20 protein-coding genes and 1 pseudogene are annotated in these 19,824 nt (G+C 72.1%); 15 read left to right on the top strand and 6 right to left on the bottom strand.

Annotated elements, in window-relative coordinates; genetic code table 11:
* Nucleotides 1-66: 66 nt before the first annotated feature.
* From ACIP94_RS25650 to pqqB, 4 genes are all read left to right on the top strand, one after another.
* Nucleotides 67-1,044: an AsnC family transcriptional regulator gene (locus tag ACIP94_RS25650; RefSeq protein ID WP_402430061.1), complete on the top strand. Its 978-nt coding sequence runs from the start codon at nucleotides 67-69 to the stop codon at nucleotides 1,042-1,044.
* 222 nt (nucleotides 1,045-1,266) lie between these two features.
* Nucleotides 1,267-1,668, top strand: coding sequence for an SseB family protein (locus tag ACIP94_RS25645; RefSeq protein WP_402430058.1), 402 nt, complete (start codon nucleotides 1,267-1,269; stop codon nucleotides 1,666-1,668).
* A 137-nt stretch (nucleotides 1,669-1,805) separates the two neighbouring features.
* The gene (locus ACIP94_RS25640) at nucleotides 1,806-2,921 is read left to right on the top strand and encodes a hypothetical protein (RefSeq protein WP_402430055.1); all 1,116 of its coding nucleotides are present in this window, start codon (nucleotides 1,806-1,808) and stop codon (nucleotides 2,919-2,921) included.
* Between the two features lie 59 nt (nucleotides 2,922-2,980).
* Nucleotides 2,981-3,865 carry a pyrroloquinoline quinone biosynthesis protein PqqB gene (gene pqqB, locus ACIP94_RS25635; RefSeq protein ID WP_402430052.1) on the top strand — a complete coding sequence of 295 codons (885 nt, stop codon included), beginning with the start codon at nucleotides 2,981-2,983 and terminating at the stop codon, nucleotides 3,863-3,865.
* An 8-nt stretch (nucleotides 3,866-3,873) separates the two neighbouring features.
* Here pqqB and ACIP94_RS25630 read toward each other — a convergent pair whose 3' ends face one another.
* From ACIP94_RS25630 to ACIP94_RS25615, 4 genes are all read right to left on the bottom strand, one after another.
* The gene (locus ACIP94_RS25630; RefSeq protein ID WP_402430049.1) at nucleotides 3,874-4,278 is read right to left on the bottom strand and encodes a MarR family winged helix-turn-helix transcriptional regulator; all 405 of its coding nucleotides are present in this window, start codon (nucleotides 4,276-4,278) and stop codon (nucleotides 3,874-3,876) included.
* 181 nt (nucleotides 4,279-4,459) lie between these two features.
* On the bottom strand, nucleotides 4,460-4,828 hold the full coding sequence (locus tag ACIP94_RS25625; RefSeq protein ID WP_402430274.1) for a hypothetical protein: 369 nt from the start codon (nucleotides 4,826-4,828) through the stop codon (nucleotides 4,460-4,462).
* 198 nt (nucleotides 4,829-5,026) lie between these two features.
* On the bottom strand, nucleotides 5,027-5,377 hold the full coding sequence (locus ACIP94_RS25620) for a VOC family protein (RefSeq protein WP_402430046.1): 351 nt from the start codon (nucleotides 5,375-5,377) through the stop codon (nucleotides 5,027-5,029).
* A 362-nt stretch (nucleotides 5,378-5,739) separates the two neighbouring features.
* Nucleotides 5,740-6,027 carry an ArsR family transcriptional regulator gene (locus tag ACIP94_RS25615; protein WP_402430043.1) on the bottom strand — a complete coding sequence of 96 codons (288 nt, stop codon included), beginning with the start codon at nucleotides 6,025-6,027 and terminating at the stop codon, nucleotides 5,740-5,742.
* A gap of 581 nt (nucleotides 6,028-6,608) precedes the next feature.
* Between ACIP94_RS25615 and crcB (ACIP94_RS25610) the strand changes: the two genes are divergently transcribed.
* The 11 genes from crcB (ACIP94_RS25610) (at nucleotide 6,609) to ACIP94_RS25560 (ending at nucleotide 17,654) form a co-directional block, all read left to right on the top strand.
* Nucleotides 6,609-7,085 (top strand): fluoride efflux transporter CrcB, encoded by a 477-nt coding sequence (gene crcB, locus ACIP94_RS25610; protein ID WP_402430040.1) that lies wholly within the window; start codon nucleotides 6,609-6,611, stop codon nucleotides 7,083-7,085.
* Nucleotides 7,086-7,120: 35 nt separating this feature from the next.
* Nucleotides 7,121-7,582 (top strand): DUF190 domain-containing protein, encoded by a 462-nt coding sequence (locus ACIP94_RS25605; protein WP_402430037.1) that lies wholly within the window; start codon nucleotides 7,121-7,123, stop codon nucleotides 7,580-7,582.
* Nucleotides 7,579-7,956, top strand: coding sequence for a fluoride efflux transporter CrcB (gene crcB, locus ACIP94_RS25600; protein ID WP_402430034.1), 378 nt, complete (start codon nucleotides 7,579-7,581; stop codon nucleotides 7,954-7,956). Before ACIP94_RS25605 ends, crcB (ACIP94_RS25600) begins: the two co-directional genes overlap by 4 nt.
* 82 nt (nucleotides 7,957-8,038) lie before the next feature.
* Nucleotides 8,039-8,872, top strand: coding sequence for an undecaprenyl-diphosphate phosphatase (locus ACIP94_RS25595; RefSeq protein ID WP_402430030.1), 834 nt, complete (start codon nucleotides 8,039-8,041; stop codon nucleotides 8,870-8,872).
* A gap of 187 nt (nucleotides 8,873-9,059) precedes the next feature.
* On the top strand, nucleotides 9,060-9,737 hold the full coding sequence (locus ACIP94_RS25590; RefSeq protein WP_402430271.1) for a FadR/GntR family transcriptional regulator: 678 nt from the start codon (nucleotides 9,060-9,062) through the stop codon (nucleotides 9,735-9,737).
* Nucleotides 9,734-11,176 (top strand): amino acid permease, encoded by a 1,443-nt coding sequence (locus ACIP94_RS25585; RefSeq protein WP_402430027.1) that lies wholly within the window; start codon nucleotides 9,734-9,736, stop codon nucleotides 11,174-11,176. Before ACIP94_RS25590 ends, ACIP94_RS25585 begins: the two co-directional genes overlap by 4 nt.
* An 11-nt stretch (nucleotides 11,177-11,187) precedes the next feature.
* Nucleotides 11,188-12,204 (top strand): asparaginase, encoded by a 1,017-nt coding sequence (locus ACIP94_RS25580; protein ID WP_402430268.1) that lies wholly within the window; start codon nucleotides 11,188-11,190, stop codon nucleotides 12,202-12,204.
* Nucleotides 12,205-12,249: 45 nt separating this feature from the next.
* Nucleotides 12,250-13,662, top strand: a complete 1,413-nt coding sequence (gene aspA / locus ACIP94_RS25575) for an aspartate ammonia-lyase (protein WP_402430024.1) — start codon at nucleotides 12,250-12,252, stop codon at nucleotides 13,660-13,662.
* Nucleotides 13,663-13,814: 152 nt separating this feature from the next.
* On the top strand, nucleotides 13,815-14,738 hold the full coding sequence (locus ACIP94_RS25570; RefSeq protein ID WP_402430020.1) for a glutaminase: 924 nt from the start codon (nucleotides 13,815-13,817) through the stop codon (nucleotides 14,736-14,738).
* A gap of 175 nt (nucleotides 14,739-14,913) precedes the next feature.
* Complete coding sequence (gene mptB, locus ACIP94_RS25565; RefSeq protein ID WP_402430017.1) at nucleotides 14,914-16,302, top strand: polyprenol phosphomannose-dependent alpha 1,6 mannosyltransferase MptB; 1,389 nt, start codon at nucleotides 14,914-14,916, stop codon at nucleotides 16,300-16,302.
* Nucleotides 16,299-17,654: a glycosyltransferase 87 family protein gene (locus ACIP94_RS25560; RefSeq protein WP_402430014.1), complete on the top strand. Its 1,356-nt coding sequence runs from the start codon at nucleotides 16,299-16,301 to the stop codon at nucleotides 17,652-17,654. Before mptB ends, ACIP94_RS25560 begins: the two co-directional genes overlap by 4 nt.
* Before the next feature lie 38 nt (nucleotides 17,655-17,692).
* Here ACIP94_RS25560 and ACIP94_RS25555 read toward each other — a convergent pair.
* Nucleotides 17,693-18,565, bottom strand: a pseudogene (locus ACIP94_RS25555) (D-alanyl-D-alanine carboxypeptidase family protein); the annotation flags it as partial.
* Between the two features lie 106 nt (nucleotides 18,566-18,671).
* Nucleotides 18,672-19,814, bottom strand: coding sequence for a transcription termination factor Rho (gene rho, locus ACIP94_RS25550; RefSeq protein WP_402430011.1), 1,143 nt, complete (start codon nucleotides 19,812-19,814; stop codon nucleotides 18,672-18,674).
* Nucleotides 19,815-19,824 lie beyond the last annotated feature (10 nt).

The raw sequence follows: 19,824 nt of genomic DNA, 5'->3' as shown, positions 1-19,824 counted from the left end.
CGATCGTCCGGGGTCCCGGCTGCCGGTGCGCCGTCCACGGCGCCCAGGTGAGCGATACTGCCATTCATGGCCCAGGAAATGGCGCAGCATGTGCTCGACGACCGCGACCAGCGGCTGATCGCCGCGCTGCAGTGCGACGGGCGGCTGACCGCCGAGCGGGCGGGGGAGGTCCTCGGCATCAGCCCGCGGACCGCGCACCGGCGCTGGGCGGCCCTGATCGCCGACGGGGCCTGCCGGGTGGTCGCGCTGCCCGCCAGAGCGGACTCGGTCGGTGCGCTGTTCCTCCGGATCCGGGTGCTCGGCGGCAGGCTGGACGCCCTCACGGCCGCGCTGGCGGCCCGCTCCGACGTTCCGTTCATTGATGTGTCGGCATCCGGCGACGAGATCCTCGCCGTCTCCTGGACGCGTCCCGGCACCCGGGACCACCTGGTCTTCCGTGACCTGCCCGCCACCCGGGCCGTCACCTCGGTGGCCGCGGACACCGTGCTGCATGTCTTCGCGGAGGCGTCGGACTGGCGGCACGGCGTTCTCGGCGACGCCGAGCGCGCGGCGCTGACGCCGGTACGGCAGCGGGGAGCCCCCGCGGCGGGGCCGGTGGACGCCATCGACCGGGACATCCTCGCGGCGCTGGAGGACGACGCCAGGGCTCCGGCGGCGGCCGTCGCCGCGCGCACGGGCCATCCGGACTCCACGGTCCGGCGCCGGATCGCCCGGCTCTCCCGGAGCGGCCGCCTGCTCACCCATGTCGTGGTCGATCCGAGGCGGCTCGGACTGTTCATCGACGCGAACCTCATGATGCGCGTCGCGCCCGACCGCCTCGACGCGGTGGGGCGGGAGCTCGCGGCACACCCCGCCGTGCACGGCGCGTTCGCCACCACGGGCGTGTCCAACCTGCATGTCGCGGTCTGGCTGCGCGACCTGGAAGACCTCTACCGGTTCATCACCGAGGACCTCGGCGCCCTGGGAGTCGACGGCACCGAGACCGTGATCGTCGGCCAGGCGGTCAAACGCCCGGGCAAGGGCCCGTCCGGCTGGACGGTGTGATCTTCGGCAGAGGACAGACCGCTTTCGCAGGCGGGCCCCGGGTCGGAAGCACCCCCCGCGGGCCGGCCGGAGACCGCCGCACGCCCCCTGGGGACCCTCCCCGCCATCCGATTCCGGCCGCCGCCGCATGCATGGCCCGTTCCCGGGCGGGTACGTGACGGGAACGCGTCGTCCGGAGCCGGCGGTTCCGGACGCCTGCCCGCCACTATCTGGGGATCTGCCATGGACACACCCGAGAACACCCCCCGCCCGAACGCGGCGCAGGCGGCGCTGGACACCCTCGTGGTGGATGCCGCCGACACCGAGGCGCTGGACACGCTGGCCGGGAGCGACGTGCTCGTCCCGGTGCCCGACGACGCCACGGATGAGGATGCCACCAATCCCAACGCCGTGGCGCTGCCCGTCCTGGAACAGCCGGATGGCGGGCAGACGGTCCCCGTGTTCACCTCCGAAACGGAGATGGCCGGTCTGCTGCCCTTCGTCTCGCGCTACCGGCTCGTGCCGCTCGGCGCGCTCGCCTCCCAGTGGCCCACCGGCGAGCTCACGCTCACCATCGACGCCGCCTCGCCGCACGGCCTGACGCTCAACTCCGACGGCGTCCGCACGCTCCTGGCCCGGCCGTAGGGTGACCGGCCGGGCCCGGTGACAGAGCGCCGGTACCGCCCGGGCCATGGCCGGCGCCGGCCATGGCCCGGCCTGCCTTCCACGCCGTGGGGATCCATCCCGCGGAGACATACCGGGCCGCGCCTCACAATGACGCCATGAGATGGATCTCCGGCGTGGCCGGTGTAATGCTCCTCGGGAGCGTCCTGGCCAGCATCCTGCGCACACTGGTGGTGCCCCGCGGCCTCTACTCGGCGCTCGTGCACCGGCTGTGGCGGGTGCTGCGCCGCGTGCTGAGGGTGGGGACCCTGCGCGGCGGCTACCAGGCCATCGACCACAGGCAGACCTGGCTCGGCCCGCTGATCCTGATGGGGATGCTCGCGACCTGGCTCGGCGGGGCCTTCGCCGGATACGGGCTGCTGCTGCACGCCCTGTCCACGCTGAATTGGGCCAACTCCTTCCGCGAGGCGGGATCCAGCCTCTTCACGCTCGGCTACGCCAGCGGTCAGCGGCTGAACCTGTCCGCCGTGGACTTCCTCGCAGCGGCCACCGGGCCCTTGGTCATCGCCCTGCAGATCGCGTACCTGCCCACTCTGTACGCCGCCTACAACCGCCGTGAGCTGGAGGTCACCCTCCTCCAGGCCCGGGCCGGCGAACCCTCCTGGGGCCCGGAGATCCTCGCCCGGCAGTGGCTGGTCCAGACGGAGACCGCGCTGGCCGACCTCTACCGCGCCTGGGAGCGGCTGGCCTCGGACATCGGCGAGAGCCACTCGACCTACCCGGTGCTGGTCTCCTTCCGCTCGCCCCGCCCCTACCGGCACTGGCTGGTCGGACTGCTCGCCGTCATGGACGCGGCGGCCATGCAGCTCTCGCTCTCCCCGCGCTCCGCGCCGCCGGAGGCACGTCTGGTGCTGCGGGCCGGTTTCACCGCCCTGCGTGACATCGCCCGCTCCGTGCGGTTGCCCTTCGAGGCGGACCCGGCACCGGGCGCGCCCATCCACCTCACCTTCGCGGAGTTCGAGGCGGCCGTGGCGATGGTGGAGGCGGCGGGCTTCCCGTCCGAGCGGCCGGCCGAGGAGGCATGGCCGCACTTCCACGGCTGGCGGGTCAACTATGAGGCGATCGCCTACGAGCTGTGCCGTCGCTCCGACGCCGTACCCGCCCTGTGGAGCGGTCCGCGCGACTTCGCCGCCGCCCCGCTGCCGCCGTTGCGGCCGGTGGACCGGCGGCCTGAGGACCTAGGTCGGCCGGAACTGCCCCCCAAGGAGGGGTAGCCCGGGCCCCAGCGGCGGGAAGATCCCAGGGGAGTGACCCGACAGGGAGGGGATTGGTCGTGAGGGTCATCCTGCTGGGCACGGCGGCCGGAGGCGGCTTCCCACAGTGGAACTGCGCGTGTGCGCTGTGCACGGCCGCCCGTGACGGCAAACTGCCCTCCCGCAGCCAGGAGTGCGTCGCCGTCAGCGGCAACTCGCGCGACTGGTGGCTCCTGAACGCCTCACCCGACATCCGTACCCAGCTGGCGGCCAACGCCCCGCTGTGGCCGGGTCCGGGGCCCCGGGAAACCCCGGTCAGAGGGGTGCTGCTGACGGATGCGGAGGCCGACCACGCCATGGGCCTGGGCGTGCTGCGCGGCGGCGCGGGCCTGAAGGTGTACGCCGCACCCCCGGTGCTGGCCGCGCTGGCGCCCCTGCGTATGGCGCTCGGGCGCTACACCGGGTGGGAGTGGGCGGACGCCCTGACCGACGGCGGCTTCGTCCTGGCGGGCGGACTGGTCGTCACCGCGCACCCGGTGGGCGCCAAGGCGCCCACGTACCTCCCGGGCGCCGGCGCGGACGCTGCCTGGGTGATCGCGTACCGCATCGAGGACCTGGCCACCGGCGGAGTCCTCGTCTACGCGCCGCGCCTGGGCGCCTGGCCGCCGGTGCTGGACGAACTGCTCGCGACGGCGGACTGCGCGCTGCTCGACGGCACGTTCCACGCCGCCGACGAGATGGGCGCGGCGGTGCGCGGCGCGGCCGGACAGGCGGCGATGGGGCATCTGCCGGTCGCGGGCGCGCAAGGAAGTCTGCGTCATCTGGCCCGGCACCCCGGCCCGCGCCGGATCTACACCCACCTCAACAACACCAACCCGCTGCTCGACCACGCCTCGGCCGCCCGGCGCCGGGTGACCGAGGCGGGAGTCGAAATCCTCACGGACGGGGCCGAGTTCGTCGTCTGACCGGTCGGTCAGTTCGAGGGGGACCCGGTGCTCAGCGTGCGGGCCAGCGCCTCGCGTTGCAGCGGCAGCACCTCGGCATGCAGGGCACGGCCCTTCTCGGTCAGCGCGACCCAGACCCCGCGCCGGTCCTCCTCGCACACGGAGCGCACCACCAGGCCGTCCTTCTCCAGCCGTCCGATCAGCCGGGACAGGGCGCTCTGGCTCAGATGGACGCGCCCTACGATGTTGTGCACCCGGCACAGCTCGCCGTGTGCCGGCGTTTCGGCGGCCAGGATGTCGAGCACCTCGAAGTCGCTGGCGCCGAGCCCGTACGGGTGCAGCGCGCGGTCGATCTCGCACAGGGTGCGGGCGTGCACCGACAGGATCTCCCGCCACTGTTCCTCAAGTCTGGCTTCGGCCGTTTTCGCTGCCATACCCGCACGGTAACAGAGAACACTTCTTTTGTTTATCGTGCAATTAGTGTGTCCGCAAGCAATGTCGCCCGCGGCGGGGCGGCCCCGCCCGGCCATGGCCGCCCCCGGTCCGCCGCCGCCCCGATGCGCGGCCCCGGGCCCAGCGGACCGGCCTGGTACTCCAGGCGACTTCGTGATCCGGCTAGGCGTCGAGGTAGTGGTAATCCCCATCCGGGAGGCCGATCACCAGGCCGCCGTTCTGGACCCTCCACTCGCTCATGCCGTCGACGTCGTGGCTGACCAGGAACAGCCCCCGGGGCCTCTCGTCGTACTCCTCATCCTGGTCAGAGGCCGGGATCCGGGCGATCTGACGCAGCCTCTCCTCGAACCAGTCGAGGGACACCGCGCGGATGTTGCCCCCGTAGAAGGCCCACTTGACGTAGTTGTACTGCCGAGCGGGGAAGGCCCAGCCCCCGCTGTAGGTGCGATCCGGATCGTCTGCTTCCACGATCTCCTTGACCTGGGCCAGCTGTCCGTCGTCACACTGCAGCCAGCCCCTGACCGAGACCATGGTTCCCACGGCGGTTGCTCCTCGTTCGTGCGGCGCGCTGCCCTGGCGCACGCTTCGTGTGCACGTGCACGCTAGAGGTGACCTGCTCCGTCGCGCAAAGGGATTGACAGGTGGATCAGCCGCCTCGAGCCGGAGCGCGCCATCCCCATCCGGACGGCCGCGATTTCGCGCTGAGCCCGGGTGAGTATGACCGGAGTACTAGGCGACCGTGTCCTGCATGAGCCCCACGAGGTTGCCGTCGGGGTCCTTCACCGAGGCGATCAGCCTGCCGCCGCCGACGTCCTGGACGTCCTGGAGCAGCTCGGCCCCGGCCTCCAGCAGGGCGGCGAGACGCGACCGGATGTCCGTCACGTTCCAGTAGGGCACCGGGCCGGTCATTCCCTTCGCATGACCGTTCGGGTCGAGGCCGATGTCCTGCCCGGCGGCCTTGAAGCCGACGTAGTACGGCTCGTCCGCGTACGGCTCCACCTCCAGCAGGGCGCCGAACAGGGCCTTCGACCGGGCGAGGTCCTTGGCGGGGTAGATGATCGTCTGGACGCCGGTGGTCATGGCGTACTCCTCCGGGAAACGGGATCCGAGCTACGTGGCCGACGTGGTGCGTCGGTGGTCTCACCGTAGGGCGGGGGAGTGCGGGAGTGCTTCTCCAAAACTGACCGGTCGTCCCCGGCGCCCCCACCACCGCCCCGGGGCCCGTCCACGGTGCGTCGGCCCGGCGGGTCCGCCGGATCACGTCGACTCGTGCTTCACCAACTCGACTCCCCGGCTATGACGGCCCGGCGCCGCCCGCGATGAAACCGGTCCGGGCGCCGCCCGCGATGAAACCGTTCCGGGCGCCGCCCGCGATGAACTGCTCCGGTCACCGCCGAACCACGGTCACACAAGGGCCGGTCGTGAACCGGCCGGCCCGTCGCCTACCACCCCTTCTCGAACAGGCGCGCAACCTCGGCGATACGCACCTCGTCCCGGCGGTAGTAGGTGCGCCGGCAGGTTCTCCTGGTACGCAGCAGACCGAGGGCGGCGAGGATCCGCAGATCGGTGGCGGCGACGGACCGGGGCACGGCGAGCTTCCCGGCGACGGCCGCCGCGGTGACGCCGTCCTCGACGAGGTCGTGGTGGCGTTGCGGCGGGAAGTGGGCGACCGGGTCCTTGAGCCACTCGAGAATCCGCATCCGTCGCTCGCTCACCGGTGTCTTCAGCATCGCGTCCCTCCGTGCCCGCCCTCTCGACCACTGTGGCCTGCCGGTCGGGGCCGGGCCGAGAGGGGAACGGGCCGAAGTGGGGGGACGGTGAGCCGATTCGCGCATGTGACCCGGCCACGGGGCACACCTGCTGCGCCATGCCGCCCCGGACGTGCGCCCTGCCGCCCCGGCTGTGCGCCGTACCGCCCTGGCTGTGCGCCGTGCCGTCGGCCTCGCGGCGCGCGACCCGTACCGCCCCGCCTCCTGACGCGCGCTCGCGGTCGCGCGCGCCCCCGACGGCCGCCGGCCTCCGGGCCCGGCATGACTGTTCCCCCCTGTCGAACGGATGGCCTGGGGGGTGGTGGTGTCACCGGGCCCGAGAGGTGCCGTTGAAGACGCTGCTCCCCCCCGCCTCCCCGGACCGCCTGTGTGCGGGCCGCTCGCGCCCCGGGTTACCCTGTTCACCGGCCGCGATCGCCTGTCCGCGGCGCGGTGGTGGGGCCCGCCGTACCCGAACCGCGGCAGTGCCGCCGCCAACGGTCCCTACTTGCGATCGAGCGTGCCCGTCCGGCAGGGCCCCGGCGAGTAGGAGCAGTACATCCATGACAGTTCCGCACCCCAAGAGCGCCGACCGGACCGGTTTCCCCGCGCCCGAGCCCGCTCGGGAGCCCTCGCCCTGGCAGGGTCAGGGCCCCGTCGTGGCGGTCGTCGCCCTCGGCGGCGCTCTCGGAGCCGCGGCCCGCTACGCCGCCTCGCTGCTCTGGCCCGCACGGGCCGGCGGATTCCCCTGGACCACCTTCGGGATCAACGTCGCCGGGTGTGCCGTGATCGGCGTGTTCATGGTCGTGATCACCGAGGTGTGGGCCGCCCACCGGCTGATGCGCCCCTTCTTCGGCACCGGAGTGCTGGGCGGTTTCACCACCTTCTCGACGTACGCCGTCGAGATCCAGAGGCTGGTGGACGCGGGCGCGGCGCGCATCGCGCTCGCCTACCTGTTCGCGACCCTGGCCGGGGCTCTCGCGGCGGTGTGGCTCGCGATGGCGGCCGCCCGCCGGCTCCTGGCCTGGCGGCAGCGATGAACGAGACCACCGAACGGCGACCCACGGAGGCGGTGATGACCCGACTGACCGGCAGCGCCCTGCGACTGACCGTCTTCATCGGCGAGCACGACCGATGGCACCACAAGCCCCTGTACGCCGAGATCGTGCACCGCGCGCACGCCGCGGGCCTGGCGGGGGCCAGTGTGTTCCGCGGCATCGAGGGCTTCGGCGCCTCCTCGCTCATCCACACCTCGCGGCTGCTGTCGCTGAGCGAGGACCTGCCGGTGGCTGTGGTCATCGTCGACACCGAGGAACGCGTCCGTGCGTTTCTGCCCCAGCTCGACGAACTCGTCACCGAGGGGCTGGTGACCCTCGACGGCTGCGAGGTCATCACGTACACGGGACGCGGGCACCCGCGCACGGCGGCCGGGACGGATGACGCGGCGGCCGGCCGGGGTGGCCCGGCGGACGAACAAGGTGACGGGGCGGCCCGCGAGGGAGGCCCTCCGGACGGGAAAGGTGAGAAGTCGTTGTGAAGTGGCTGCTGGTGGTCATCGGCGCCGCGGTCGGGGCACCCCTGCGCTATCTCACCGACCGGGCGGTGCAGCTCAGACATGACACCGTCTTCCCCTGGGGCACCCTCGCCGTGAATGTCTCGGGATGCCTGATCCTCGGCCTGCTTTCCGGAGCCGCATCCTCCGGTCACGCCTCGCCGCATGTGCAGCTCCTGATCGGCACGGGCCTGTGCGGGGCGCTGACCACATACTCGACTTTCTCGTACGAGACACTGCGGCTCACCGAGACCGGTTCGGGGTTCTACGCTGCCGCCAATGTCGTCGGAAGTGTGGCGGCGGGCCTCGGCGCGGCGTTCGCGGGCGCCGCGATCGCCGGGGCCGTGTGGCCCCGGTAGGCGCACGTCCTCCGCGCGTAGTACAACTTCCAGAGCACCACCGTCTACAGCATTGTCGACCACCTCCTCAGAACTGGATCCCATGAGCGTCATCAACGTCGGTCAGGCCGTCGTCCTCGGAGTCGTCGAGGGGGTGACCGAATTCCTCCCCGTGTCCTCGACCGGCCACCTCAAGATCACCGAGGGGCTGATGGGGATCCCCGTCGACGATCAGGCCGTCGTCGGCTTCTCGGCCGTCATCCAGGTCGGCGCCATCGCGGCCGTGCTCCTGTACTTCTTCAAGGACATCGTGCGGATCGTCTCCGCCTGGTTCCGGGGCCTGTTCAACCCGCGCGAGCGGTACCACCACGACTACAAGTTCGCCTGGTGGGTGATCGCCGCGACCATCCCGATCGTCGTGGTGGGCCTCGCCGCCAAGCCGCTGATCGACGGTCCGCTCGCCTCCCTGTGGGTGGTCGCGGGCTCGCTGATCGTCGGATCCGGTGTGATGTGGGTCGCCGACCAGATGGGCCGGCACAAGCGCGGTGAGGACGACACCTCGTTCAAGGACGCGATGCTCGTCGGCAGCTCGCAGATCCTCGCACTGCTCTTCCCCGGCTTCTCCCGCTCCGGCGCCACGATGTCCACCGCGCTCGTCCTCGACCTGGACCGGGTCGCCGCCACCCGCCTGTCCTTCTTCCTCGGCATCCCGGCCCTCACCGGCGCCGGTATCTACGAGCTGAAGGACGCCCTGGGCGCGGGGGTGGGCGCCGCGCCGCTCGCCGTCGGCACCATCGTCTCGTTCGTGGTCGCCTACGCCTCCATCGCCTGGCTGCTGAAGTACGTCGCCAAGCACTCCTTCAACGCGTTCGTGATCTACCGGATCGTCATCGGTGTGGGCCTCCTCGGGCTGCTCGCGACCGGGGTGCTGAGCTGAGCGCCACCCGTAGTCGCTGATCACCGCCGTGTGACCCGGGGGCGGGAAGCCGTTGTCCAGGCTTCCCGCCCCCTGTGATTTCCCTGCCGACACCCCTTGACAGTCCCGTCGCGCAACCCGCAGGATCACCCCCGTGAACCTGTCAGACAGCCAGACAGGTGGCAGGGGACCGCGGCGCGTCAGCGCGATGGAAGCGGTGCTCACCCACCTTCGCGGCGCCATCGAGCGCGGCGACTACGCGATCGGTGACAAGCTCCCCTCCGAGGCGGAGCTGTGCCGCACCCTCGAGGTCAGCCGCCCCGTGCTGCGCGAGGCCCTGCGGGCCCTGCAGACCATGGGGCTGACCGTCTCCAGGACCGGCAAGGGGACCTTCGTCGTCGCGAGCGCCGTCGACGACCCGACCTTCGGCGACTACGCGGCCAGCGATCTGCTGGAGGTGCGCCGTCATGTCGAGATCCCGGTCGCCGGGTACGCGGCGCTGCGCCGCACCCCGGAGAACCTCGACCACCTGTCCCACCTGCTGGACCGGATGGAGCGGGAGACGGACACCACTGCGTGGGTCGCGATGGACACCCTCTTCCATCTCGCCGTGGCCGAGGCCGCCCAGAACCCGGTCTTCCGCCGGGTGATCGAGGAGATCCGCGACGCACTGGCGCGTCAGTCGACCTTCCTCAACCAGCTCGGCGGCCGGCGCGAGCAGTCCAACCGCGAGCACCGGGCGATCGTCGAGGCGCTGACCGACGGTTCCGAGCACGACGCCGTCGAGGCCATGGCCCACCACCTCGACCGCGTCGAGACGACCCTCACCGACATCCTGCGCCCCGGGCGCACGGATCCCCCCACGGAAGGCGGACCCGAGGCGTGAGCGAGCGGCACCTCAAAGAAGAGACGCGCCCGGCGTCCGGTCACGTCGACGCCGGAGACGCGGGCTACAGCAAGGCCCTGAAGTCCCGGCACGTCAACATGATCGCCATCGGCGGTGCCATCGGCACCGGGCTGTTCCTCGGCGCCGGCGGCCGACTCGCCGACGCCGGCCCCTCCCTCTTCATCGCGTACGCGATCTGCGGCGTCTTCGCGTTCCTCGTCGTGCGCGCGCTCGGCGAACTGGTCCTGCACCGTCCGTCCTCCGGCGCCTTCGTGTCGTACGCCCGTGAGTTCCTCGGCGAGAAGGGCGCCTACACCGCGGGCTGGCTGTACTTCCTCAACTGGGCCACAACCGGTATCGCGGACATCACCGCGGTGGCCACCTACACCCACTACTGGCACCTGTTCTCCGACATCCCACAGTGGGTGATCGCCCTCATCGCCCTGGCCGTAGTGCTCACCGTGAACCTCATCTCGGTGAAGATCTTCGGCGAACTGGAGTTCTGGTTTGCCATCGTCAAGGTCAGCGCCCTCGTGGTCTTCATGGCGATCGCCATCTTCCTGCTGGTCACCCGGCACCCGGTCGACGGCACCACCCCCGGCCCGTCCCTGATCACGAGCCACGGCGGTGTCTTCCCGCACGGTGTGCTGCCGATGCTGCTGATCATCCAGGGCGTCGTCTTCGCCTACGCCTCGGTCGAGTTGGTCGGCGTCGCGGCCGGCGAGACCGAGAACCCCGAGAAGATCATGCCGAAGGCGATCAACTCGATCATGTGGCGCGTCGGCCTCTTCTACGTCGGCTCGGTCATCCTGCTGTCGATGCTGCTGCCCTGGAACAGGTACACGGCCGGCGAGAGCCCCTTCGTGACGGTCCTCTCCCGCATCGGCGTCCCCGCGGCAGGCGGGGTCATGAACCTCGTCGTCCTCACCGCGGCCATGTCCTCCCTCAACTCCGGCCTCTACTCCACCGGCCGCATCCTGCGCTCCATGGCGATGTCCGGCTCCGCGCCGAAGTTCACCCGGGTGATGAGCCGCACCCAGGTCCCGTACGGCGGCATCCTGCTCACCAGCGGCATCTGCGTCCTCGGTGTGGGCCTCAACTATGTGGTCCCGGCCGACGCGTTCGAGATCGTGCTGAACTTCGCGGCGATCGGCATCCTGTCCACCTGGGGCATGATCATGATCTGCCATCTGCTCTTCTGGAAGAAGACCCGCGACGGGGAGCTGACCCGGCCCGGCTACCGCCTGCCCGGCTCCCCGTGGACCGAGATCATCACGCTCGGCTTCCTCGCCTCCGTGTTCGTCCTGATGTACGCCGACGGCGGCGCCGGCCGCACCACCGTGCTGTGCCTGCCGCTGATCGCGGCGGCCCTGGTGGCCGGCTGGTACGGCATACGCGGCCGGGTCGCCCGCGCTGAATCCCCCAAGGTGCATCCGTGAACCACGCAGTGCTGTACGGAAGTGCGGCGGCGAAGGCTCCTGCGATCCGGGAGCCCCTGCACGCACCGGTCGCCCATCTCGTCCGCGGCGGGGTCATCGAGGGCATCCACTACGGCTCGGTCGTCGTCCTCGGCGCCGACGGGACGGTGGAACTCCAACTCGGCGACATCGAGGCCGCCTTCTACCCGCGCTCGGCGCTCAAGCCGCTACAGGCGGCGGCGATGGTCCGGGCCGGGCTGCCGCTCGACGGGGAACTGCTGTCGCTCACGGCGGCCAGCCACTCCGGCGAGGAACGGCACCTGGCCGGCACCCGCCGCATCCTGGAGTTGGCCGGCGCCACCGAGGACGACCTCGGCAACGTCCCCGACCTGCCCTACGACCCGGTCGTGCGCGACGCCTGGGTGCGCGAGGGGCGGCTGCCGTCCCGGCTGGCGCAGAACTGCTCCGGCAAGCACGCGGCCATGCTCTACACCTGCCGGCTCAACGGCTGGCCGCTTCGGGGGTATCTGGACCCGGCCCATCCCCTCCAGCAGGCCATCGCCGAGATCGTCGAGGACCTCACCGGCCAGGCGATCGCCCGGGTGACCGTGGACGGCTGCGGCGCCCCGCTGTTCTCCGTCTCGCTGCACGGTCTCGCCCGCGCCGCCGCGCGGATCACCACCGCGCCGGCCGGCACTCCGGAGGCACGGGTGGCGGACGCGATGCGTGAGCACGCCGAGATGGCGTCCGGCTCCCGGCGCGATGTCGCCGCGCTGATGCGCGCCGTGCCCGGGCTGCTGGCCAAGGACGGCTTCGAGGGCGTCCAGGTCGCCGCCCTGCCCGACGGCCGGGCCGTCGCCGTGAAGATCGCCGACGGGGCGAACCGGGCCCGGATACCGGTCACCGCGGCGGCCCTCGCCCGGGCCGGGGCCGACCCGGCGGCGCTCGCCGAGTTCGCGGGGGAGCCGCTGCTCGGCGGCGGCGAGCCGGTCGGCAGCGTCCGCCCGGTCCGCGCCCTCGACCCGCTCACACCCGACGCCCACGCCTGACGACCACCGTCACTCCACCACCTCCGGAAGAGGAACCGCACCACCATGACCGCCGCAGCCCACCGCAGCGAGCACGACCTGCTCGGCCACCGCGACGTGCCCGCCGAGGCCTACTGGGGCATCCACACCCTGCGCGCCAAGGAGAACTTCCCCATCACGGGGACGCCGATCTCCGCGTACCCGCACCTGATCGACGCCCTCGCCGCCGTCAAGGAGGCCGCCGCCCTCGCCAACGAGGAACTCGGCCTGCTGGAGCCGAGGAAGGCCGCCGCCATCGTCGCCGCCTGCCGCGAGATACGCGACGGCAAGCTGCACGACGAGTTCGTCGTCGACGTCATCCAGGGCGGCGCCGGCACCTCGACCAACATGAACGCCAACGAGGTCGTCGCCAACCGCGCGCTGGAGCTGCTCGGCCACGCCAAGGGCGAGTACCGGTACCTGCACCCCAACGAGGACGTCAACCTCGGCCAGTCCACCAACGACGTCTATCCGACCGCCGTCAAGATCGCCACGGTCTTCGCCGTGCGCGGTCTGCTGAAGGCGATGGCCGTGCTCCAGAACGCGTTCGCGGGCAAGGCCGTCGAGTTCCGCGACGTACTGAAGATGGGCCGCACCCAGCTCCAGGACGCGGTGCCGATGACGCTGGGGCAGGAGTTCTCGGCGTACGCCGTCATGCTGGACGAGGACCGCAGCCGGCTCGCCGAGGCCGTCGAGCTGATCCACGAGATCAACCTCGGCGCCACCGCGATCGGCACCGGGCTCAACGCGCCCGCCGGATACGCCGAGTCGGCCCGCCGCCACCTCTGCGACATCACCGGTCTTCCGCTGGTGACCGCCGCCAACCTGGTGGAGGCCACCCAGGACTGCGGTGCCTTCGTGCAGATGTCCGGCGTGCTCAAGCGGATCGCCGTCAAACTCTCCAAGAGCTGCAACGACCTGCGCCTGCTCTCCTCGGGTCCGCGCGCGGGCCTGAACGAGATCAACCTGCCGCCGGTGCAGGCCGGTTCGAGCATCATGCCCGGCAAGGTCAATCCGGTGATCCCGGAGGTCGTCAACCAGGTCGCCTTCGAGGTGATCGGCAACGACGTCACCATCACCATGGCCGCCGAGGCCGGCCAGCTTCAGCTCAACGCCTTCGAGCCGGTGATCCTGCACTCCCTCTCCGAGAGCATCACGCACCTGGAGCGCGCCTGCACGACCCTGGCCGAGCGGTGCGTCGCCGGGATCACGGCCAACGAGGCGCGGCTGCGGGCCGCGGTGGAGAACTCCATCGGCCTGGTCACCGCCCTCAACCCGTACATCGGGTACGAGGCGGCCACCGACATCGCCAAGGAGGCCCTCGCCAGCGGCCGCGGCGTCGCCGAACTCGTCCTGGAGAAGGGCCTGCTTCCGGCCGAGCGGCTTGCGGCCCTGCTGCGGCCCGAGGTGGTCGCGGGCAGCGGCTCACCGCGGCTCTGACCCGCCGATCAGGCAGAACGCGCCTCGGGGCGGCCGCAGGGTGCGGCCGCCCCGCCCCATCCAGAGGTGGGCGGGGCGTCCAGGATCCGGAACATGATGATGAGGTACCTCAAGGTGAGCGGCTCGCTCCACGGGACGGCACGATAGTGACCATGGCCCCCTCGCCGACCTTCCAGCCCGTCCTGGAGCGCATCGCCGAAGAGCTAGAGCAGCGGCCCGGGCGCGGACGGGCCGCCGACTACATCCCCGCGCTCGCCGCCCGCGACCCGCACCGCTTCGGCATGGCGGTCGCGGAGCCGGACGGCACGGTCTATGGAGTGGGGGAGTGGCGGGAGCCGTTCTCCACGCAGTCCATCACCAAGGTCTTCACCCTCGCCCTGCAACTGGCCCGCGAGGGCGACGAGCTGTGGGAGCACGTGGGCCGGGAGCCCTCCGGCAACCCGTTCAACTCCCTGGTCCAACTGGAGTACGAGAACGGCATCCCACGCAACCCCTTCATCAACGCGGGCGCTCTCGTCGTCACCGACCGGCTCCACACCCGTACCGGCGAAGCGGCCGGCGCCCTGCTCGACTTCCTGCGGGCGGAGAGCGGCAACCCGGACCTGGGCTTCGACCAGGAGGTGGCCGCCTCCGAGACCGCGCACGGCGACCGCAACGCCGCCCTCGCCCATTTCATGGCGTCCTACGGCAACATCGACAATCCGGTGCCGGACCTCCTCGACCAGTACTTCCGGCAGTGCTCCATCGAGGCGTCCTGCGCGGACCTCGCCCTCGCCACCGGCTTCCTGGCCCGCCACGGCATCCGCGCCGACGGCACCCGGCTGCTGACCCGCAGCCAGGCCAAGCAGATCAACGCGGTGATGCTGACCTGCGGCACCTACGACGCGGCGGGCGACTTCGCCTACCGGGTCGGGCTGCCCGGCAAGAGCGGCGTCGGCGGCGGGATCATCGCCGTCGTGCCCGGCCGCTGCACACTGTGCGTCTGGAGCCCGGGCCTGGACGAGCGCGGTAACTCGGTCGCGGGAGTCGCGGCGCTGGACCGGTTCACCACGCTCACCGGACTGTCCGTGTTCTGAGTGAGCCGTCCGTGTCCCGGGACGGCGCCCAACGCCGTCCGGGACCCTCGCCTCCAGGGAGTCACCGGGTCCACGGTGGCACCGGTCATACGGAGGTCACACGCAGGTCGCCGCCGTGAGGGTCGAACGTCGCCTTCCGGCCATCCGGCGTTGACACGCTTCGCGAGTGTTGGCCATGGCTTTCCCCGTCGATCTCCGCCGCTGCCAGGCGCTCGGTCTGGCCGGTACCGCCTTTCTCGCGTTGGGCGGTGAGACGGCCGGGGCCTTGCCGGTCGCGGATCTGGTCTCCCCCGAGTCCGGGCGCGCCGCCCTCGGGCTGGTGGGGGTCTACTTCGGGGTGGTGCTGCTGATCGCGGCCTGGGCGCTGCTGGGCCGGGTGATCCGCGGCCCCGAGCCGCCGACGCCACGCGCCCTGCTGCTCGTCCTCGCCGTCTGGGCCGCACCGCTGCTGCTCGCGCCGCCCCTGTTCAGCCGGGACGTCTACAGCTACCTCGCGCAGGGCGCCATGGTCGACGCCCATATAGACGTGTACACCCACGGACCCGCACAGCTCGGCGGCCCGCTGGCGGACCAGGTCGCGCCGGTGTGGCGGGACACCGCGGCCCCGTATGGGCCGGTCTTCCTTGCCGTCGCCTCCGCGCTCTCCGGCCTGACCCGCGGCGAACTGCCGGCCGGGCTGCTCGGTATGCGGCTGGTCGCGCTCCTCGGCGTGGCCCTGATGGCGGCGGCGCTGCCCCGGCTGGCCCGGCAGTGCGGCGCCGACCCGGCGGCCGCGCTCTGGCTCGGCGCCCTCAACCCGCTGGTGCTGCTGCATCTGGTGGCCGGTGCCCACAACGACGCCATCATGCTGGGCCTGCTCGGTGTCGGCCTGCTCGCCGCCCGCGGCCGGCTGCACCTCCTCGGCGTCGTCCTCGTCACGCTCGCCGCACTGGTCAAAGCCCCCGCCGCGCTCGGGCTGCTGGCCGTCATCGCGCTGCGGCGGCACGTCGGGATCGTCCGCGCGGTGGCGACGACGACGGTGGTCGCCACCGCCACCACGGTGGTGGTCACGGCCGTCACCGGCACGGGCTACGGCTGGGTGGCGGCCCTGAAGACGCCCATCTCACCGCACAACTGGTCACCCACCAGCGTCCTCGGCCGGGTCACCGGACGGTTGCTCGACGACCTCGGCAGCGACCTCGCGCCGCTCGCGACTCCCGTGTGGCACGCGGCCGGGTTGTTGGCGACAATGATCGCCGTGCTGCTCATCTGGCTCCGGCTGCGGCCCGCCCCGGTCTACGCGCTCGGCCTCAGCCTCGCCGTCGTGGCCGTCCTCGGCCCGGCGATCCGCCCCTGGTACGCCCTGTGGGGACTGTTCCTCATCGCCGCCGCGGCGCCCAGCGCCTCCGTACGCCACCGGGTGGCCGCCGCCACCGCGGTCCTCGCGCTCGCCGTGCTGCCGAGCGGCGGGCCCGCGGACCTCGCCCAGGTGCTGCTGGCCGTCTCCGGCGGCGTCCTCGCGGTCGTGGTGCTCTGGCAGGCGCACCAGGCGGCCCAGGCGCCGGTGCTGGGACGGACGGCGTGAGAGCGCCGCGCACCGAGAAGGGCCGGCTGGCCCTCGTAGTCGGCCTCGCCGCGGCCGTGGCCGTCTTCACCGCCACGGTGCCGCTGCTGCGCGACTGGTTCGATCTGCGCGTCTACTACGGGACCGTGCACACGTGGGTCCACGACGGCGGGCACATCTACGACTACCGGGTACCGGGGACGACGTACGGCTTCACCTATCCGCCGTTCGCCGCGCTGAGCATGCTGCCCATGGCGTACGTCGGACTCGGCACCGCCATCGTCCTCGCGCTGCTGCTGAACCTCGCGGCCGCCGCGGTGGTGCTGTGGATCCTCGTCGGCCGGGAGCTGTGCCGCTACGGCTGGTTCGGCTGGGCGCTGGCCGCCTGCGCGCTGGCGCTGCTCGAACCCGTCCGGGACACCTTCAGCTTCGGGCAGGTCAACCTGCTGCTGCTGGCGCTCGTGCTCACCGACGCCTGGCTGCTGTCCACCGGGCGTGAACGCTGGGCCGGGGCGGGCATCGGAATCGCGGCGGCCGTGAAGCTGACGCCCGCCGTCTTCATCGGCCTGCTGCTGCTCGCCCGGCGCTGGCGGATCGCCGCCGTGGCGACGGCGGTCGCCGCCGCCGCGACCCTGCTCGCGGCCTGGGCCGCACCGGGCGCCTCCCGCTTCTACTGGACGCATGCCGTCTGGGACACCACCCGCGTCGGCCGCCTGGACTATGTCTCCAACCAGTCCCTGCAAGGGATCCTGGCCCGCCTCTCGGCGCCCGACGCACCGAGCCACGCGGCCTGGGCGACGGCCGTCGTGCTGGTCCTCGCGGTATGGGGGTGGCGCACCCACCGCGCGCTGCGCGCCGCCGACTGGCGGGCCGCCTTCGCCCTGACCGGGCTGGCCGCCTGTCTGGTCAGCCCGATCACCTGGGTGCACCATCTCGTCTGGCTGCTGCCGTCCTTCGCCGTGCTGCTGCGCGCACGCCGGCTGCGCATCGCGGCGGTTCTGTACGTGGTGCTGTGCAGCAGCGTGGTGTGGCTGTGGTTCGACGACGCCTCCGGCATCGACGGCTTCCTCGGCAGCAACACCTACACCTGGATCACCCTCGGGCTGCTGCTCTGGCTGCCGGTCGGTCAGGCGCGTGGCGAGCGTCTCCTCCTGAGCCACAGCGCCAGCGCGGCCGCCGTGCCCGCGCTCGCGCCCACGGCACCCGCGAGCACTCCCGTGCCGGGTGCGTCGCGGTCCGCCGGCGCAGTCCTCGGCAAGGCGGCGGGACCGGCCCGGGACACGGTGGGCCGTTCGGGCACCAGCGAGCCGACCGGAGTCACCCGTCCGACGGCGGCGAACCCCCAGTCGAGCAGCGAGCGCGCCTCCTCGTAGACCGCGAACCCGCCGCCGATCTGAGGGTTCATCACGGTGACCAGGACGGTGTGGCCGCCGCGGCGCGCGGCGGCCACGAGCGTGTTGCCCGCATGGCTCGTGTAGCCGTTCTTGACGCCGATCAGGCCCGGGTAGGGCTGGACGCCGTTGCGGCCCGTCAGCAGCCGGTTGGTGTTGGCGATCTCATAGGTTCCGCCGTCGTCGCCGGGGAAGCTGGAGGTGGCGGTGGCGCAGTAGCGCGCGAACTCCGGGTTCTGGAGTCCGGCCCTCCCGAACACCGCGAGGTCGTACGCCGACGACACCTGTCCGTCCGCGTCGTACCCGTCGGGGGAGACCACATGGGTGTCCAGGGCGCCCAGCGCGCGGGCCTTGGCCTGCATCTGACGGACCGTGTTCCGCACTCCGCCGTTGAGCGCGGCCAGCACATGCACGGCGTCGTTGCCGGAGTTCAGGAAGACCCCCCGCCACAGGTCGCTGACCTGGTAGGTGTCGCCCTCCCTCACCCCGACGAGGCTGCTGCCGGGCCCGACGTCCGCCAGTTCCCGCGCGCTGACGGTGTGCCGGGTGTCGGCGGGCAGGCCCGGCAGTACGGTGAGGGCGAACAGCGTCTTGAGGGTGCTGGCGGGCGGCAGCGGGCGGTGTGCGTCGTGCGCGGCGAGCACCTGGCCGGTGTCGGCGTCGGAGACCAGCCATGACAGCGCCGACACTTCGGGGAGCTGGGGCACCCCCGCGCGCTGCCGTACCTGCGTGCCCGACGCGTACAGGGGGGAGGTATTGGGGGTCGCGGGCCGTGGAGTGGCGGAGTCGGGGCCCGCGACGGCGACGGCGGGGAGGGACGGGAGGGCCGCCGTCCAGGCCGCGCCGAGAGCGCAGCAGGAGACGACGACGCGGGACGAGATTCCTATGGTCATACCCGCCACCGTAGGAACGGTCGCGGCCCTCTCGCCTGGGCACGTTGGGCCGAGTGGAGGTATCGGGCACCCGGATGCCGGACGCGGGGCCCGCGCGGCGAGGCGGTCAGGCCGCCGGCAGCGTGGGCTGGATCCTGCGGAGGAACGTCGCGTTGTCGGGCGTGGTCCGCATCCGCTCCAGCAGGGTCTGAAGGTTCGCCAGCCCGTCACGCGACGTCAGTGCGCGCCGCAGGCCTCGTAGGGCCGTCGACTCGAATGGGGCCAGCAGGAGTTCCTCGCGGCGGGTACCGGATCCGGCTATGTCGACGGCCGGGTGGATCCGGTGGGCGGCGAGGTCCCGGTCCAGCCGCAGCTCCATGTTGCCGGTGCTCTTCAGCTCCTCGAAGAAGAAGTCGTCGGCGCGGGAACCGGTCTCGACCAGGGCGGTGGCGAGGATCGTCAGCGAGCCGCCCTCCTCGGCCAGGCGGGCGGCGCCGAAGAGCCGCTTCGGGCCCTGAAGCGCGGCGGCGTCGACGCCGCCGCTCAGCGTGCGGCCACCGGCGGCGGCCGCGTTGTTGTGCGCCCGGCACAGCCGGGTCAGCGAGTCGAGCAGGATGACGACGTCCTGCCCCTGCTCGACGAGCCGCTTGGCCCGCTCGACGACGAGTTCCGCGAGGGCGATGTGCTCCTTCGGTGTCCGGTCGAACGTGGAGGCGTACACCTCGCCGCGCACCGAGCGCCGCATGTCGGTCACCTCCTCGGGCCGCTCGTCGAGCAGTACCACCATCAGATGGCACTCGGGGTGGTTCCCGGCGACGGCCGCGGCGATCTGCTGGAGCAGCACGGTCTTGCCGGTCCTCGGCGGGGCGACGATCAGGCCGCGCTGCCCCTTGCCGACGGGGGCGAGGAGGTCGACGACGCGCCCGGACAGGCCCGCCGCGGGGTGTTCGAGGCGCAGCCGCTCGCGCGGGTGCAGCGGGGTGAGGTCGCGGAAGTGGGGGCGCCCGCGCAGTTCGTCGGGGGTACGGCCGTTGATCCGCGTCACCTCGGTGAGGGCTCGCCCGTCGCGGACGCCGTCGAGGGTGTCGCCCTTGCGCAGGCCGTGGCGGCGGATCAGGGCGGGGGTGACCTGGGGATCGGCGGGGGAGGCCTGGCAGCCGACGGCGCGCAGATGTCCCTTCCCGCCATGGTCGAGGTCGAGGACTCCGGTGACGGACTGGGGTGTCTGCTGCTGCCGCACTGTGGGAGGGCGCTGGAGGGTGGCGGTCATATGAGGTCCT

The organism is Streptomyces sp. NPDC093261 (genome assembly GCF_044753645.1).
Taxonomy (GTDB): domain Bacteria; phylum Actinomycetota; class Actinomycetes; order Streptomycetales; family Streptomycetaceae; genus Streptomyces.
The sequence above is the reverse complement of the archived record's forward strand: the minus strand, read 5'-3'. Positions and strand labels throughout refer to the sequence as shown.

Bases quoted from the DNA above. Each gene is read 5' to 3' on its own strand.
- rho (WP_402430011.1), bottom strand. From the start codon at position 19,814: ATGACCGCCACCCTCCAGCGCCCTCCCACAGTGCGGCAGCAGCAGACA.
- ACIP94_RS25650 (WP_402430061.1), top strand. From the start codon at position 67: ATGGCCCAGGAAATGGCGCAGCATGTGCTCGACGACCGCGACCAGCGG.
- ACIP94_RS25570 (WP_402430020.1), top strand. From the start codon at position 13,815: ATGGCCCCCTCGCCGACCTTCCAGCCCGTCCTGGAGCGCATCGCCGAA.
- mptB (WP_402430017.1), top strand. From the start codon at position 14,914: ATGGCTTTCCCCGTCGATCTCCGCCGCTGCCAGGCGCTCGGTCTGGCC.
- ACIP94_RS25620 (WP_402430046.1), bottom strand. From the start codon at position 5,377: ATGACCACCGGCGTCCAGACGATCATCTACCCCGCCAAGGACCTCGCC.
- ACIP94_RS25645 (WP_402430058.1), top strand. From the start codon at position 1,267: ATGGACACACCCGAGAACACCCCCCGCCCGAACGCGGCGCAGGCGGCG.
- ACIP94_RS25630 (WP_402430049.1), bottom strand. From the start codon at position 4,278: ATGGCAGCGAAAACGGCCGAAGCCAGACTTGAGGAACAGTGGCGGGAG.
- aspA (WP_402430024.1), top strand. From the start codon at position 12,250: ATGACCGCCGCAGCCCACCGCAGCGAGCACGACCTGCTCGGCCACCGC.
- ACIP94_RS25595 (WP_402430030.1), top strand. From the start codon at position 8,039: ATGAGCGTCATCAACGTCGGTCAGGCCGTCGTCCTCGGAGTCGTCGAG.
- ACIP94_RS25605 (WP_402430037.1), top strand. From the start codon at position 7,121: ATGACCCGACTGACCGGCAGCGCCCTGCGACTGACCGTCTTCATCGGC.
- ACIP94_RS25615 (WP_402430043.1), bottom strand. From the start codon at position 6,027: ATGCTGAAGACACCGGTGAGCGAGCGACGGATGCGGATTCTCGAGTGG.
- ACIP94_RS25625 (WP_402430274.1), bottom strand. From the start codon at position 4,828: ATGGTCTCGGTCAGGGGCTGGCTGCAGTGTGACGACGGACAGCTGGCC.
- ACIP94_RS25640 (WP_402430055.1), top strand. From the start codon at position 1,806: ATGAGATGGATCTCCGGCGTGGCCGGTGTAATGCTCCTCGGGAGCGTC.
- crcB (WP_402430040.1), top strand. From the start codon at position 6,609: ATGACAGTTCCGCACCCCAAGAGCGCCGACCGGACCGGTTTCCCCGCG.
- ACIP94_RS25590 (WP_402430271.1), top strand. From the start codon at position 9,060: ATGGAAGCGGTGCTCACCCACCTTCGCGGCGCCATCGAGCGCGGCGAC.